This window comes from Cupriavidus sp. GW821-FHT02F09 (genome assembly GCF_059421605.1).
Window position 1 is genome coordinate 104,857 of record NZ_JBWKVH010000017.1, and the last position, 13,948, is coordinate 118,804.

Genomic DNA, 13,948 nt, shown 5'->3' on the forward strand with positions numbered 1-13,948 from the left:
GCAGCGCCACGACTCCGATGCGGCGTGACGCCAACTGATGTCCAGGGCCGGGATTGCGGGCGGCGGTGTTGCCAACGTCCATTCGCCGATCGCCGCGCGGATTAATGGCCCATGTCCTCCGGATCCAGGTGGATCGGGCGGATGGTTCAATGGTTGCTCGCGAAGCGCATTACGTCAACCGGCGGGCATGGCACAACGCGCGCGCGGCTGCTGCGTCACTCAGTCACTCGCGCCACGGCTGCGCGGCGTTTCGCAATCGGGGCAGCAGGCGGGCGGGAATTCCGAGGCCTTGCTTTCATGGCGCCCACGTGGGCGACACGCTGATTTCCGAACCCCGCGGGTGTCTCGGCGCCGTGGCGGGCGCGGGCGCCCGCCGCCAGGTATAGAAAATGCCGTTGCGCGGATCCCATAATGGGTGTGAGCCCCCGACTCCGACTACTCATCATGGAGTTTGGAAATGTCGGCCTCTCTCAGATTTAGGATTGAAAGAATCAGATTAATCCTGGTTTTTTCATCGACGATCCCTGCTATCGTCCGATCCTTAAGCCAGCGCGATGCAGATGCGACAGGAACGAGTCTGGTGCGAGGATCCGGTGGCGATCGCCGCTGCGCGGCAAATGCTCCAGGCTGCAGCCCTGGCGTCGTTGCACGGCACGGAACGTACCATTTGTCCTGTCCGCGACCTCGCCCTTGCAGGCGCACACCGTTGCGCAGGCGGATCATTTCGTGATCCGGATTCGCTGTTCCTCCCTGCTCAGGACCGCTTTGTTTCATGTTGAAAAAAGCTCCCCAATGGATTGGAGAGGATCGGGCGCCGATGTTGAAGATGAAGTTGATTGATCTGTTGGTTCTTCCCTGTGTTTTGGCAAGTGCCCAGGTCTCGCACGCGGTGACCTTGCTGGATTCAATCAATGCGGCGCGAGGTTTCGACGCCGGTTTTTCCGCCGCGGGCAATGCCCGGATGGCTGGCCGGGAGAAGCGCTGGCAGGGGATCGCCGGCCTGCTGCCGCGCGCGCAGCTCGAGGGCAGCTACGCGAAGCAGGATCAGCCCGGGGCGGCCTATGCCACCGCCGTGCGCCGGCACAGCATTGCCGCCAGCGTGACGCAGCCCATCTTCGATATGCCGCGCTTTGCCGACGTCAAGCGCGGCATTGCCTTGGCGACCCTGGCGGACATCGAGTTCGAGAAGTCGCAGCAGGACCTGATGGTCCGCGTATCCGATGCCTATTTCGATGTCTTGTACCAGCGCGAGGTTCTGCAGGCGGCCGTGTCGGCAAAGCTGGCATTCCAGAAGCAGCTCGACCAGGCAACAGCCGCGCTACGGCTCGGGGAGGGTACGCGGACCGACGTGGACGAGGCGCAGGCCAACCTGGACCTGGCGCTTGCCAGCGCAGTGGCTGCGCTGACCGATCTCGAGATTGCCGGCGGCACGTACCGCAGGCTGACCGGCCTGTCGGCGGACGAAGTCGAAGCTGTCGGGCTGCAATGCATGCCGTCGGCCATGGCGGCCGACATGGAGGCTGCCATGGAGGAAGCCGCCCGGGACAATCTGGAGGTGCGCATTGCCGAGCAGCAGGCCGAGCAGGCCGGGGCCGACGTCGCCGCTGCCGTGGGCGCAAACCTGCCTGTCGTCAGCGCCCAGGCATCCTACGGCACGAACTGGAGCTACGGTGCCGGCGAGAACAGGCTCGATGCGATCTTCGGCACCACCTCGAAGACGCGCTCGTCGACGATCGGCGTGACGATCACCATTCCGCTGTTTGCCGGCGGCGCGCAACTCTCGGCCGGGCGCGAGGCCTACAGCCGCCGCGCCCAGGCCCGCGACGCGCTCGAAGATGCGCGGCGCAGGGCGCGCGAGAGCGCGCGTGCCGCCTATCTCGGCATGACGAACGGTGGCGCGCTGGTGCAAGCACGGCAGCGTGCGCTGGGATCCGCCGAAGGCAAGGTCAAGTCGACCCGCCTCGGCCGTGAGGTGGGCATGCGGACGAACATCGACGAACTGAATGCGCAGCAGCGCTACTTCGAGGCGGTACGTGACCTGGCCTCCGCGCGCTACAAGCACCTGCGCGCGCGCCTGCAGTTGTCGGCCGCGCTCGGCTCGCTGGGCGATGCCGATGTCGCCGCGCTGGCATGCCACCAGCACAAGGGGTGAGCATCGGCCGGCAGACGCTGGCGCGCCGGGCACCGCGCGCTATTCAATCCTGACTCAATGTCGAGACGTTGCAATGACTGATTCGCTGTTCCGGCAAGAAGCGCTCGACGCGAGCAAGTACAGGCTCATGGGCGCGGTCAGCCTGTATTCCCCGCCGTACCGGTGGCTGATGATCGGCGTGGCCGGTGCGCTGGCGGCTGCCATCGCGGGCTTGCTGGTGTTCGGCACCTACACCAAGCGCGAGCGCGTCCTCGGCCAGCTGCTGCCAGCCCAAGGCCTGTTCGGTATCACGCCACCGCTCACCGGCACCCTGGTCGAGACCCGCGTGCGTGAAGGCCAGTCCGTGGAAGAGGGCGCCGGGCTGATGGTGGTTTCCGCGGAAGTGGCCACGGAACTGGGCGGAACGCGCGAGCACATCGGCACGCAGCTCAAGCTGCAGCGTTCCAAGCTCGAGATCGACCTCGCCAGCCAGTTGCAACTGGCTGGCGAGGCGCAGCGCGGCCTGCAGATGCAAGCCGGCATGCTGCGCGAGCAGCTCGCACAGATCCAGGCGCAGAAGGAACAGCGTACCCGCCAGGCCGACCTGGCCACACGCCAGCTCGAAAAGCTGCAGTCCATGCGGGCCGAGGGTTATGCCTCGAATAGCCAGGTGGAGCAGCAGGAGGGCGTGCTGATCGATTCCCAGGCGAGGCTGCAGGAGCTTGTCCGCCACCGGCTGGACATCGGGCAACAGCTCGAACAGGTCCGCCAGCGGCAGCGCGAGCTGCCGCTCAATATGAGCAACCAGCGCAACGAGATCGCACGCAAGCTCGCGGATATCGACCAGGCGACGGCCGAGAACGAGTCGCGCCGCTCGGTGATCCTGCGCGCGCCGCGGGCAAGCGTGGTGGGCGCGCTGCTGGCGAAACCGGGGCAGATCGTCAATGCCGGGCAGACCGTCATGTCCCTGCTGCCGCAGGGCGCGCAGCTCGAGGCGCAACTGATGGTGCCGAGCCGGGCGATCGGCTTCATCCGCCCCGGCGCGCCTGTCGTGCTGCGCTACCAGGCCTATCCATACCAGAAGTTCGGCCAGCAATCGGGACGCGTGACCGAAGTGTCGCGCACCGCGCTCTCGCCGAAGGAGGTCGCGAATCTCACCGGACAGGGCAACGTGCAGGAACAGCACTACCGCGTGGTTGTCGCGCTGGACCGGCAGGACATCCAGGCCTATGGCAAGCATGAGCCGCTCAAGCCCGGCATGGCGCTCGAAGCCGACGTGCTGCTTGACAGGCGACGCCTGATCGAGTGGGTACTGGCGCCGCTGTATGCCCTGGGCCGCCGCGCCGGATCGTGACGATCCTCCGCCATCGCGCCATGCGTCAAATCACCTTGGAATCGCTCGGATCATGAGTTTTATGAAAGCACTGCAGTTCGGTTGGGGCCAGCGCCTGCCGGTGCTGCTCCAGACCCAGGCGGCGGAATGCGGCCTGGCATGCGTCGGGATGGTCGCCGGCTACTTCGGCCGCGAGATCGATCTGGTCAGCCTGCGCCGCCGCTTCAGCCCCTCGCTCAAGGGGGCAACCCTGGCCGACGTGATGCTGGTGGCCTCGCGCCTGGGACTGGCCTCGCGCGCGCTGCGCCTCGAGCTCGGCGAGCTCGTCAAGCTGCGGCGCCCCTGTATCCTGCACTGGGACCTGAATCACTTCGTGGTCCTGAAGCGCATCGGCCGCAACAAGATCACGATCCACGATCCCGCCCGCGGCATACTCGACGTACCGCTGTCCGAAGCGTCGGATCATTTCACCGGCGTGGCGCTGGAATTGCTGCCATCGCCCACCTTCGAGCGTACCCGCGAGAAGGAATCCATCTCGATGCTGAAGCTGATCGGCAGCGTGGCCGGCATCCGCGCCGCGTTCTTCCAGGTGCTGCTGCTCTCGGTCGCCCTGGAAGTCTTCGGCATCGTCTCGCCGTTCTATATGCAATGGGTGATGGACCACGTGCTGGTGTCGGCCGACGTCGACCTGCTGACGTTGCTCGGCATCGGCTTCCTCATGGTGGTGCTGTTCCAGAATGCCATCGCTGCCCTGCGCGCATGGGTGCTGACATGGTTCTCCAGCCTGCTGAACGTGCAGTGGACGGCCAACCTCTGCTCGCACCTGTTCAAGCTGCCCATGTCGTATTTCGAGCAGCGCCATATCGGTGACGTGGTGTCGCGCTTTGGCTCGATCGGCACCATCCAGAGCACGCTCACGACGCGCTTTGTCAGCACGCTGCTCGACGGCGTCATGGCGATCGTGACGCTCCTCATGCTGTTCATCTACAGCCCGATGCTGACCTGGCTCGAGTTGGGACTCTTCACCACCTATGCCCTGATCCGCTGGGTCTCCTACCGTCCGTTCCGGCAGGCCAACGAGGACCAGATCGTCTATGCGGCACGCGCCCAGTCGAACTTGCTGGAATCGATCCGCGGCGTCCAGGCGATCAAGCTGGGCAACAAGCAGGATGTGCGCGTTGCCATCTACGCCAACGCCGTGGTCGACACCACCAACAAGAACGTGGCGATCCAGCGGCTTTCGATCAGCTTCTCGACCTTGCAGGGCATCATCTCCGGTGCCGGGCGGGTCGTGCTGGTGTGGCTGGCGGCGCGACTGGTGCTCGACGGCCAGTTCTCCGCCGGGATGCTGGTGGCTTTCGTCAGCTTCGCGGAGCAGTTCTCGTCCCGGGCGTCCGGGCTGATCGACACCGTCATCGATTTCCGCATGTTGCGCCTGCATGGCGAGCGCCTGGCCGACATCGTGTTGACCTGCGTCGAGAGCGACATGGAAACGAAGACGCTACGTCCGCCGGCAGCGGCCGAAGGCCTGGTGGCCTCGCCCGCCATCGACGTGCGCGGCCTGCGTTTTCGCTACGCAGAGACCGAGCCGTGGGTGCTGGACGGCTGCACGTTCTCGATCGCGCCAGGGGAGTCCGTTGCCCTGGTGGGGCCATCGGGACAGGGTAAGACGACCATGGCCAAGGTGCTGCTGGGCCTGCTGGTACCCGAGGAAGGGGCGGTGAGCGCCGACGGCGTCGACATCCGCAAGCTGGGCCTGCACCAGTACCGCGACATGATCGGCTGCGTGATGCAGGACGACATTCTCTTTGCCGGATCCATTGCCGAAAACATCGGCTTCTTCGATCCGCAGCCGGACATGGCACGCATCGAGGAAGCCGCGCGCCTGGCCCAGGTCCACGATGACGTTGCCGCCATGCCGATGGCCTATCAGACCCTGGTGGGAGACATGGGCTCATCGCTGTCGGGCGGCCAGTGCCAGCGCGTGCTGCTGGCGCGGGCTTTCTACCGCAAGCCGTCCATCCTGATTCTCGATGAAGCCACCAGTCACCTGGATGTGGAGTGCGAACAGCGCATCAACCAGGCCATCCGTGCCATGAGGGTCACGCGAATCATCATAGCGCACCGGCCGGAGACGATCCGCAGCGCGGACCGGGTGATCGTGCTGGAGCGAGGCGCGGTACGTGCGCTGGCGCCGGAGATGCTGCCCGCACAATCAGCCATGCAGGGGGAGATCGACGCCGCTCCGGGCGAGTTGATCAGCAAGCCTGTTTGATGGCGTTGAGCACTGTGCAAGCGGAACCATACCGAAGCAATCCGGGGCGCTGGCGGCCTGAGTGCCAAAGGCGATTTTCTCCCTCGGCGCCCGTCTGATGCCGAGCCTGGTTTCGCCAGCGGTCCCGAGGTGTGCCCGGGTGCCAGGCCGTGCTGAACGGGCAAGGGCAGGGCTCGAGCTTGCATGCCTCATGGCACGAAGGGCGGCGATGGAATCCCGCGACGGGATGTGGGCATGCCGGCAGCAATTCTGCCGGCGATCGATGCCGGCAAGATGGCCGAAGCCAATCCGGCCCGGAATGATTGGCGATCACTAATCAGCAACAAGGAAATAAATCAATGCGTGAATTGACCGTAATGGAACTTGACCAGGTTTCGGGCGCCAGCTTCGCCTCCCGCACGGGTGCCGCAGTCCTGGGCGGCATTGCCGGCCTGGTCCAGGGCGTATACAAGGGCGCCGTGACTGGCGGCAGCTCGGGTGGCCTGCTGGGTCTGGGCATCCTGTCGGCGGGTGTCGGCTTTATCGTTGGCGGCATCGCCGGTGTTGTCAGTGGCGCTGCCTATGGTTTCGTGAACGATTGGGCGGCAACCGTGCCTGTCTTCAACAATGCCACCGGATCCCTGCTGGATCCGACCCTGAACCCGCCGAAGGTCTAAGGCGGCTCCCGGTGCCGGGCGGCATGCCCGCTGCCCGGCGTCGGCGGTTTCCATCAATTGCCGGCTACGCCGGGGAGGGCGAAGGCTTGCCGCCGATTCCCGCGCCATGCCGGCCAGCCGCGTTTCGCAATGGCTGGGCGCTCCGAGGCTGCCTGGCAATCCTGCGCAGCCGCCTTATGGCTTGAGATGCTTGGCCTGAGATGCCATGGCCGGAGATTGCGGCCTGAGATGCTGTACAAACCAGTCGCGCGCAGCCTGGCTGGTGGTTTCGAACTGTTCCAGGTAGGGCGTGAAATGCCCGCCCGGAATCATCAGCAGCTGCTTGGGCTGCAAGGCCTGTTCATAGGCTGCCAGGCACAGGTCGGTGGCGGTCAGCAGGTCGCGGTCGGCCACGATCATCAGCAGCGGCGTGGGGCTGATGCGCGCAATGTGGATGCCGGGCTCGTTCTCGCGCGCGAGTTCGGCGCTGCGCAGCGTCACCTCGTTGCGCCAGGCCGGCGCAAAGGTGGCGGTGTCCGTGAAGAACTTGTGGCTGTCGGCGCCACCCATGGCGCAGGCGGCGGCCGGGTCCGCGCTGACGGCCGGTAGCATGGCCGGCGGTTCGCCCCGGAAGCGCGCCAGCCGGTCGGCCTCGAAGCGCGTGAGCGCGGCCGGTACCAGGTCGGCGCGGGTGCGGCGCAGCGCGGAGGCATGGCCGCTGATCTGCGGCACCTGCGATACCACGCAGCGCACGCGCCGGTCGAGTGCCGCCACCTCGATCACATGGCCGCCGCTGTAGCTGGTGCCCCAGATGCCGATGCGCTCGTGCGCGACATCATCGCGGCTGCACAGGCAGGTAATGGCATCGCGGTAGCCGCGCCTTTGCAGGGCCGGGTCCACTTCCTGCCGGGGCGTGCCGTCGCTGGCGCCAAAGTTCCGGTGGTCGTAGACCAGTACGGCAAAGCCCGCGGCGGCGAACATCTCGGCGTAGCGGTCGAGATACTGCTCCTTGACGGCGGAAAAGCCGTGGGCCATCACAATGGCGGGGCGGGGGCCCGTGCATGTGCCCTCCGGTGCGTACAGCCACCCGCGCAGGGTGGCGCCTTCGGAGATGAATTCGATGTCTGAACGTGTCATGTCCTGGTCCTGGTTATCGTGCCATACCCGTTGCCTGTAGCCTGTAGCGAAAGGGCATGCCCGCCACGATACGCCCGGCCAGGCGGTGCGTCTGCGCCGGCCGGGCCACTCTTTACGCCGGATCGGACATCCTGAAATACTGGCTGGGCGTGGTGCCCGTATAGCGGCGGAACATAGCGGCGAAAGCGCCGGGCGTGTCGTAGCCCAGTTCCGCCGCGATGGTTGCGACGGGTTCTCCGGCGGCCAGGCGGGGCAGTGCGTACAGCAGCCGCGCCTGCTGGCGCCAGTGCACGAAGGACACGCCCGTATGTGCCTGGAACAGGCGCGCCAGCGTGCGGCTGGAGGCGCCTGCCTCCAGGGCCCATTCGGCCAGCGTGCGCGCGTCGGCGGGGTTGTCGCGCAGGGCGTCGCAGATGCGCGCCAGGCGCCGGTCCTCGCCAGCCGGCAACGGCAGCGGCTGTTCCGGCGACCATTCGAGTTCGTCCAGCAGCACGCGCATCAGCCGGTCCTCGCGGCCGCCCGGTGCGTGGTCCAGCGGCAGCGCTGCCGCACGCACGACCAGCTCGCGCAGCAACGGCGACACATTGACCAGCCGGGGTTGCGCCGGCGTAGCGCCGGGACGGGCTTCCGGGTGGATATAGAGCGTGCGCAGCGACACGGCACCGCGGGCGCGCATGCCGTGTTCCATGCCTGGCGGCATCCATAGCGCACGCTGGGTTGGCAGCAGCCACAGGGCGTGGCCCGCCGCCACCTCGATCACCCCGGCCACAGCATAGATCAGCTGTGCGCGTTCGTGCCGGTGCGCAGCTACTACGAAACCGTCCGGGAATTCCTTGGGCATGACCGCCGCGGGGCGGGCGGTTTGCTGGTAGTCGAGTGGGTTGGTGCTCTTGGGTGCGGGCCTGACGGCAGGCTTGCCGCTGCCGGCGGGGATGGCATGGTCGCGCGGTCGGGGCATGGCGTACGCTGCGGCGGAGAAGCCGGTTGAACAGTTGGATGGACTGCCCCGCATTGTACGCATCGGCCTTGCCGTCGATGATGTGAGGCAAGGGGCTCGCCGCGGACGGCCCCTTGCCCTGGCCGGGCATGGCGGCCCTAGGGAATGCCACTAGAGCGCTGGCGTGGAATTTGCATAAAAATCTCTCTGTAAATCTTGTGAAATTTCAGATGACGGATAAAAATGCAGATACCGGCACGAATTCAGCGTCTCTCCCAGCCTCGTCCGGGGCGGCATTGACGCGGCTGCCGCACTGCAACGGTGCGCCTGGCCAGCAAAACCTGGCGCGCACGCGGCCGCCCGGTGCACGGGAGCGTGGCCATGCAGGGGGCAGCCTGCGCGGCGGCCCGGGAGGCGATGCCGGGAGCACGAGGCCATGAACACGCGCTTTGTCGAAGCCTTCATGTGGGTAGCAAGGCTAGGCAGCTTTCGCGCGGCGGCCGAGAAGCTGCACATCACCCAGGCCGCCATGTCCAATCGCATTGCCTCGCTGGAGCAGGAGATTGGCGCGCGTGTGTTCGAGCGCGAGGCGCGGGACCTGCGGCTCACGCCGGTGGGCCTGCGCCTGCTTGGCTACGGCGAGCGGCTGCTGGAGTTGCAGCGGGAGATCATGGTGCTGGGGCGCTCCGGCCACGAGTTGCTGGGGCTGGTGCGCATCGGCGCCATCGAGAGCGTGGTGCATACCTGGCTGGTCGACTTCCTGCGGCACCTGCAATCATCCTATCCGGGCATCGAGGTGCAGATCACTTCCGAGACCACGGAAGGGCTGCACAAGACCTTGCGCGCCGGCGGCATCGATATCGCCTTGCAGACGGACCCCGCGGTGGGCGAGGGCATCACCAGCACGCCGTGCCTGCCGATGGCGATCGGGTGGGTCGGGCGGCCCGGCGCGGCGCAGCCCGATGAAGGGAAACTGGCCACGCTGCTGCAGCACCCGACTATCACCATGAGCCCGGGGTCGCAGCCGCACGTGGCGCTCAAGGAGCTGTACCGCAAGGCCGGGCTGCCCGTTGGCAAGGTGCACTGCGTGAGCTCCATCGCGGCCATCGTGCGGCTGGTGAAGGCGGGCTTTGGCAATGCGCTGATGCCGCTGGCGCCGGTGCGTGAAGAGGTGGAGCGCGGCGAGCTGCGCGTGATCTGTTGCGATGTGCCGCTGCCGCATCAACGGCTGGTAGTGAGCCATCTCGACCATGCGGCGTCGGAGGCGATTCGCCTGGTGGCGGATCTGGCCTGCCGCGAATCGGATCGCTTTGTGCGTTCGCTGCCTGCACCGTTTGCGCCGGAGTGAAGCACGGCCGCGCGCCAAGCTGGTGCGCGAACGCAGGCGGATCGAACAGAAAAACTGATCGGAAACACGAAGAAAAACCCGTTTGTCGCGCGCGGCGATCGCGCCGATCATCAGCTCACCGCTTTGTATTGGCGTGGCAACCGGAGAGTTTGATGAGCGAGATGTTTGCGACCGAAAGTTCGGCGACAAAGAGCGCGGCAGGCATGGCCCCGCAGGGCATGCTGTTTGTCGCGTCGAATGTGGATGCGGCCGACGAGGCCGATTTCAATCAATGGTACGACCGCGAGCACGTGGAAGAGCGCGCCCGCATCGAAGGCTTCATCTCCGCCGCGCGCTATGAGGCCGTGCAGGGCGGCCCCAAGTATCTCGGCCTGTATCGCACCGAGTCGCTCGGTGCATTCACCTCCGCGGCCTACAAGGCGGCTTTTCGCCGCCAGACGCCGTGGTCGGTGGCCAACCTGGACCGCATGCGCCAGCCGATGCGCCGCGTGAGCGAAGTCACCGCCACCGTTGGGCAGGGCAGCGGCAGCTGGATTGCCGTGCTGCCGCTGGCGCAGCCGGAAGATCCGCTGGCACTGGTCGACCTGGCGGGCGAGGTTGGCGGGCAACTGTCCGCACAGCCCGGCTTTGTCCAGTCCTACCTGCTGATGCCAGACGCCGAGCTAAGCCAGCCGCTGCCCAAGGAGAGCCTGACCGACCGGCAACTGCTGCCCATCCTGGTGATCGAGAGCAGCGCCGAAGCCGCGAGCGAGCAGGCACTGCAGGAGGCGGCAAAGCGTCTGGGCGCATCGATGCAGCAGGCCGCACGCTACGCGTTGAAATGGAAGCTCTTCTCCGGGGAGGTGGCGTGATGACTAACGCAAGCACGATTTCCACCACGCAGGGCGCCGCGGGCACGCTCGATGCGGTCACCCACGCCGCCAAGCCCAGGATGGGCCGGCTGGCCGCGGCCAGCACCATCGGCACCACGCTGGAGTGGTACGACTTCACCGTCTACAACCTGATGGCCGCGTTGGTGTTCAACGCGGTCTTCTTCCCCTCGTTCGATCCGCTCACGGGCACGATCCTGGCGTTTTCCACCTATGCGGTGGGCTATGTCTCCCGTCCGCTTGGCGGCGTGCTGTTCGGGCATCTGGGCGACAAGCTCGGCCGGCGCTTCGTGCTGGTCGCCACGCTGATCCTGATGGGCGTGGCCACGGGCCTGATGGGCTTGCTGCCCACCTACATGTCGTGGGGCATCTGGAGCCCGATCCTGCTAGTGGCGCTGCGCTTCGCGCAAGGCGCGGCGATCGGCGGCGAATGGGCTGGCGCGGTCTTGCTGTCGATGGAGCACGGCGAGCAGCACCAGCGCGGGCGCAATGCATCGTTTACGCAGGTGGGGCCGTCGTGCGGCACGCTGCTGGGCACCGGCTTTATCGCCGTGGTGTCGCTGTGGCTGAGCCCGGAAGATTTCCAGGCGTGGGGCTGGCGCATTCCGTTCCTGTCGAGCGTGCTGCTGGTGCTGTTCGGGCTGTGGCTGCGCAAGGGCGTCGAGGAAACCCCGCTGTTCAAGGAGATGGAAGCGCGCAAGAGCACGGCCAAGACGCCGATCAAGGAAGTGTTCGTGGATCACTGGCGGCGCCTGCTGGTGGCCGGCGGCGTGCGCATCGGCTCCGACGTGCTCTATGCGCTGGTGGTGGTCTTCACGCTGACTTACGTGACCAGCGTGCTGCACCTGTCCCGGCCGCTGGCGCTGAGCGCGACCATGATCGGCGCGGCGTGCAACGCCATCGCGGTGCCCTTGTTCGGCAGCCTGTCGGACAAGCTCGGCCGCCGCCCGGTGTACATGGCCGGGGCCTTGCTGGCCGTGGTGTGGGCTTTTGTGTTCTTCCGCCTGATGGACAGCGCGCAGCCGCTGCAGATCTGCGCCGCGGTGGTGGTCGGGCTGATCATCCACGCCATGATGTACGGCCCGCAGGCGGCCTTCGTGACCGAGCAGTTCCCCACGCGGGTGCGCTACGCCGGGTCATCGCTGGCCTATACGCTGGCGGGCATCGTGGGCGGCGGCTTTGCGCCGCTGATCATCGCCAGCCTGTACAAGTCGTACGGCTCGACGCTGGCGATCTCGCTGTATGTCAGCGCCGCCGTGGCGCTGACGCTGGTGGCGCTGCTGGTGGCGCGGGAAACCGCAAAGAAGCCGCTCGAAAGCTGATCCGGCTAACCCTCGATCGCCGTCGCGAAGACCGTTTCGCGGCGGCCCTGCAGCAGCGCCTGGCGAAAGGAAAGCACATGGGCCGTGACCGCGCTGGCCGCTGCCGCGCCGTCGCCCTCGCGCAGCGCCTTCAGGATCGCGCGGTGCTCGGCGCCGACCTCGGCCAGGTGCCCTTCGGACGACAGCGAAATGGCCCAGAAGCGCTGCGAGCGCGCGTGCAGCACCTTGAGGATTTCGATCAGGATCGGGTTGCCCGAGACCTGCGCGATTTCCTCGTGGAACAGGCGGTCCAGGTTGGTCACCTCGGGCAGGTTGCGCTGCGCCACGGCGTCTTCCACCTGGCTCAGCAGGCTTTCGAGCTTGTGCAGGCCGGCGGCGGTGATGCGCTCGGCGGCCAGCCTGGCGCACAGCGTTTCGTTGGCCAGGCGCACGTCGATCAGGTGCAGCGCATCGTCGATGGACAGTGGCGAGACCACCACGCCCTTGCGCGGCAGGATTTGCACCAATCCTTCGTTGGCCAGCCGGTGCAGCGCCTGGTTGATGGGCGTGCGGCCAAGGTCAAGATCGTCGACCAGGGTGGAGATGTTGAGGTGCTCGCCGGGGCGGTAGACCAGCGTGGTCAGCCGCTCCCGCAGGCCGGTATAGGCCAGCTCATTCTGCGATGGTTCTTCGGTCCTGGCCCGGGCGCGCGATGTGCCGGCGCTACGGCGATCCACTGATGGCAAAACTCTCTCCCGACAACACGGCAACGCGTGCAAGGGCGATATCGTACTACCAAAAGCAGGCGCGGCCTTAGGCGCCGGGCTAATGCTGCATGCCTAATCCAGCTTGATATCCGCCGTGGTGATCACGGCCTTCCACTTGGCCACTTCGGCCGCGGTGTGCTGGTTCAGCGCGGCGGGTTTGTAGGCGGCGTCCGGCAGCAGCTGGATGCCCTGGTCGGCCAGTTTCTTGGCGAACTCCGGGTCGGCGATGGCCTTGGCGAACGCGGTGTAGTTGCGGGCAATGACGTCCTTGGGCGTGCCCTTGGGCGCATACAGGCCGTACCAGGTGGATGCCTCGAAGTTTGGCACCACGGTTTCCGCCACGGTGGGTACGCTGGGGAACTGCGGCACGCGCAGCTTCGCCGTCTGCGCGACGGCGACGACCTTGCCGCCCTTGACCTGGGGCAGGGCGGTGTTGGTCTGGTCGAACATGCCGTCGACCTGGCCGCCCATTACGTCCGTCAGGGCCGGGCCGGCGCCTTTGTAGGAGACCGGGGTTACCTTGATTTTGGCCTGCTGGGCGAACATGGCGGCGACCAGATGCGAGGTGGAACCCACGCCCGCGTTGCCGAAGTTGAGCTTGCCCGGATTGGCGCTGGCAAAGGCGACCAGGTCCTGCACGGTCTTGAACTTCGAGTTCGCGCCGACCAGCAGCACCAGCGGCGTGTCGGGGAAGCGGAACACGCCCTCGAAGTCCTTGACCGGGTCATACGACAGCTTCTTGTACAGCGACGGCGCCGCGGCCATATAGCCCATATGCCCGACCAGGAAGGTATAGCCATCGGGCGCGGCCTTTGCCGCCTTGCCCGCGCCGATGGTGCCGCCGGCGCCGGCCTGGTTCTCGATCAGCACCGGCTGGCCCAGATCGCGCCCGACGCGGTCCGCGATATTGCGGGCAAGCGCATCGGTTGGGCCGCCGGCGGCGAAGGGCACGATCCACGTGATCGGGCGGGTGGGGTAGCTTTGCGCCAGCGCACTGATGGACAGGGCTAGCAGGGCCAGCGTGGCGCCCAGTTGCTTGGTCATTGTTGTCTCCATCATCGAGGTGGTTTTGGTTGTTTTGATCGGTAGTTTTGATCGGTTGTTTGAGATGATCGGTACTGCTTATATGTACATTTTACAAATATGTTTAAACATATTCTAGGAATGTGGCACCCGACCGTCAACCCGGATCCGCATCTCGTTTACCCTTTACGC

Annotated in this window: 13 protein-coding genes; 8 read left to right on the forward strand and 5 right to left on the reverse strand. The window is 66.3% G+C overall.

All coding sequences use genetic code 11. The features are described 5' to 3' along the window. Nucleotides 1-435: 435 nt before the first annotated feature. Nucleotides 436-912 (reverse strand): hypothetical protein, encoded by a 477-nt coding sequence (locus tag AC07XB_RS20215; protein ID WP_492375213.1) that lies wholly within the window; start codon nucleotides 910-912, stop codon nucleotides 436-438. On the opposite strand from AC07XB_RS20215, the gene AC07XB_RS20220 reads away from it, so the two are divergent. The 5 genes from AC07XB_RS20220 to AC07XB_RS20240 all read left to right on the forward strand — a co-directional run bounded on the left by AC07XB_RS20220 (nucleotide 890) and on the right by AC07XB_RS20240 (nucleotide 6,395). Continuing rightward, a complete protein-coding gene (locus AC07XB_RS20220) occupies nucleotides 890-2,152 on the forward strand; it encodes a TolC family outer membrane protein (RefSeq protein ID WP_492807471.1) in 1,263 nt (420 codons plus the stop codon). The genes AC07XB_RS20215 and AC07XB_RS20220 overlap by 23 nt on opposite strands. Nucleotides 2,153-2,225: 73 nt before the next feature. After that, nucleotides 2,226-3,485, forward strand: coding sequence for an HlyD family secretion protein (locus tag AC07XB_RS20225; RefSeq protein WP_492375180.1), 1,260 nt, complete (start codon nucleotides 2,226-2,228; stop codon nucleotides 3,483-3,485). Between the two features lie 52 nt (nucleotides 3,486-3,537). Next, nucleotides 3,538-5,739 carry a peptidase domain-containing ABC transporter gene (locus AC07XB_RS20230; protein ID WP_492807104.1) on the forward strand — a complete coding sequence of 734 codons (2,202 nt, stop codon included), beginning with the start codon at nucleotides 3,538-3,540 and terminating at the stop codon, nucleotides 5,737-5,739. 183 nt (nucleotides 5,740-5,922) lie between these two features. Then, nucleotides 5,923-6,090, forward strand: coding sequence for a hypothetical protein (locus AC07XB_RS20235; protein WP_492807106.1), 168 nt, complete (start codon nucleotides 5,923-5,925; stop codon nucleotides 6,088-6,090). Next, nucleotides 6,078-6,395: a hypothetical protein gene (locus AC07XB_RS20240; RefSeq protein WP_492375182.1), complete on the forward strand. Its 318-nt coding sequence runs from the start codon at nucleotides 6,078-6,080 to the stop codon at nucleotides 6,393-6,395. The genes AC07XB_RS20235 and AC07XB_RS20240 overlap by 13 nt, the downstream gene beginning before the upstream one ends. Nucleotides 6,396-6,569: 174 nt before the next feature. Here AC07XB_RS20240 and AC07XB_RS20245 read toward each other — a convergent pair whose 3' ends face one another. Further along, the gene (locus AC07XB_RS20245; RefSeq protein ID WP_492375183.1) at nucleotides 6,570-7,511 is read right to left on the reverse strand and encodes an alpha/beta hydrolase; all 942 of its coding nucleotides are present in this window, start codon (nucleotides 7,509-7,511) and stop codon (nucleotides 6,570-6,572) included. A 112-nt stretch (nucleotides 7,512-7,623) separates the two neighbouring features. Beyond that, the gene (locus AC07XB_RS20250) at nucleotides 7,624-8,469 is read right to left on the reverse strand and encodes an AraC family transcriptional regulator (RefSeq protein ID WP_492375184.1); all 846 of its coding nucleotides are present in this window, start codon (nucleotides 8,467-8,469) and stop codon (nucleotides 7,624-7,626) included. A gap of 415 nt (nucleotides 8,470-8,884) precedes the next feature. Between AC07XB_RS20250 and AC07XB_RS20255 the strand changes: the two genes are divergently transcribed. The 3 genes from AC07XB_RS20255 (at nucleotide 8,885) to AC07XB_RS20265 (ending at nucleotide 11,987) form a co-directional block, all read left to right on the forward strand. Beyond that, on the forward strand, nucleotides 8,885-9,796 hold the full coding sequence (locus AC07XB_RS20255; protein ID WP_492375185.1) for a LysR family transcriptional regulator: 912 nt from the start codon (nucleotides 8,885-8,887) through the stop codon (nucleotides 9,794-9,796). Nucleotides 9,797-9,948: 152 nt separating this feature from the next. After that, nucleotides 9,949-10,647 carry a hypothetical protein gene (locus AC07XB_RS20260; RefSeq protein ID WP_492807109.1) on the forward strand — a complete coding sequence of 233 codons (699 nt, stop codon included), beginning with the start codon at nucleotides 9,949-9,951 and terminating at the stop codon, nucleotides 10,645-10,647. Nucleotides 10,648-10,727: 80 nt separating this feature from the next. Beyond that, complete coding sequence (locus tag AC07XB_RS20265; RefSeq protein ID WP_492375210.1) at nucleotides 10,728-11,987, forward strand: MFS transporter; 1,260 nt, start codon at nucleotides 10,728-10,730, stop codon at nucleotides 11,985-11,987. A gap of 5 nt (nucleotides 11,988-11,992) precedes the next feature. Here AC07XB_RS20265 and AC07XB_RS20270 read toward each other — a convergent pair whose 3' ends face one another. Together AC07XB_RS20270 and AC07XB_RS20275 are read right to left on the reverse strand one after the other, a co-directional pair. After that, on the reverse strand, nucleotides 11,993-12,703 hold the full coding sequence (locus tag AC07XB_RS20270) for a GntR family transcriptional regulator (protein WP_492829612.1): 711 nt from the start codon (nucleotides 12,701-12,703) through the stop codon (nucleotides 11,993-11,995). A gap of 102 nt (nucleotides 12,704-12,805) precedes the next feature. Further along, nucleotides 12,806-13,777: a Bug family tripartite tricarboxylate transporter substrate binding protein gene (locus tag AC07XB_RS20275; RefSeq protein ID WP_492829586.1), complete on the reverse strand. Its 972-nt coding sequence runs from the start codon at nucleotides 13,775-13,777 to the stop codon at nucleotides 12,806-12,808. Nucleotides 13,778-13,948: the final 171 nt, after the last annotated feature.

Coding starts and splice junctions, on each gene's coding strand:
- AC07XB_RS20250 (WP_492375184.1), bottom strand. CDS start 8,469: ATGCCCCGACCGCGCGACCATGCCATCCCCGCCGGCAGCGGCAAGCCT.
- AC07XB_RS20225 (WP_492375180.1), top strand. CDS start 2,226: ATGACTGATTCGCTGTTCCGGCAAGAAGCGCTCGACGCGAGCAAGTAC.
- AC07XB_RS20235 (WP_492807106.1), top strand. CDS start 5,923: ATGCCTCATGGCACGAAGGGCGGCGATGGAATCCCGCGACGGGATGTG.
- AC07XB_RS20260 (WP_492807109.1), top strand. CDS start 9,949: ATGAGCGAGATGTTTGCGACCGAAAGTTCGGCGACAAAGAGCGCGGCA.
- AC07XB_RS20245 (WP_492375183.1), bottom strand. CDS start 7,511: ATGACACGTTCAGACATCGAATTCATCTCCGAAGGCGCCACCCTGCGC.
- AC07XB_RS20265 (WP_492375210.1), top strand. CDS start 10,728: ATGGGCCGGCTGGCCGCGGCCAGCACCATCGGCACCACGCTGGAGTGG.
- AC07XB_RS20230 (WP_492807104.1), top strand. CDS start 3,538: ATGAGTTTTATGAAAGCACTGCAGTTCGGTTGGGGCCAGCGCCTGCCG.
- AC07XB_RS20255 (WP_492375185.1), top strand. CDS start 8,885: ATGAACACGCGCTTTGTCGAAGCCTTCATGTGGGTAGCAAGGCTAGGC.
- AC07XB_RS20240 (WP_492375182.1), top strand. CDS start 6,078: ATGCGTGAATTGACCGTAATGGAACTTGACCAGGTTTCGGGCGCCAGC.
- AC07XB_RS20275 (WP_492829586.1), bottom strand. CDS start 13,777: ATGACCAAGCAACTGGGCGCCACGCTGGCCCTGCTAGCCCTGTCCATC.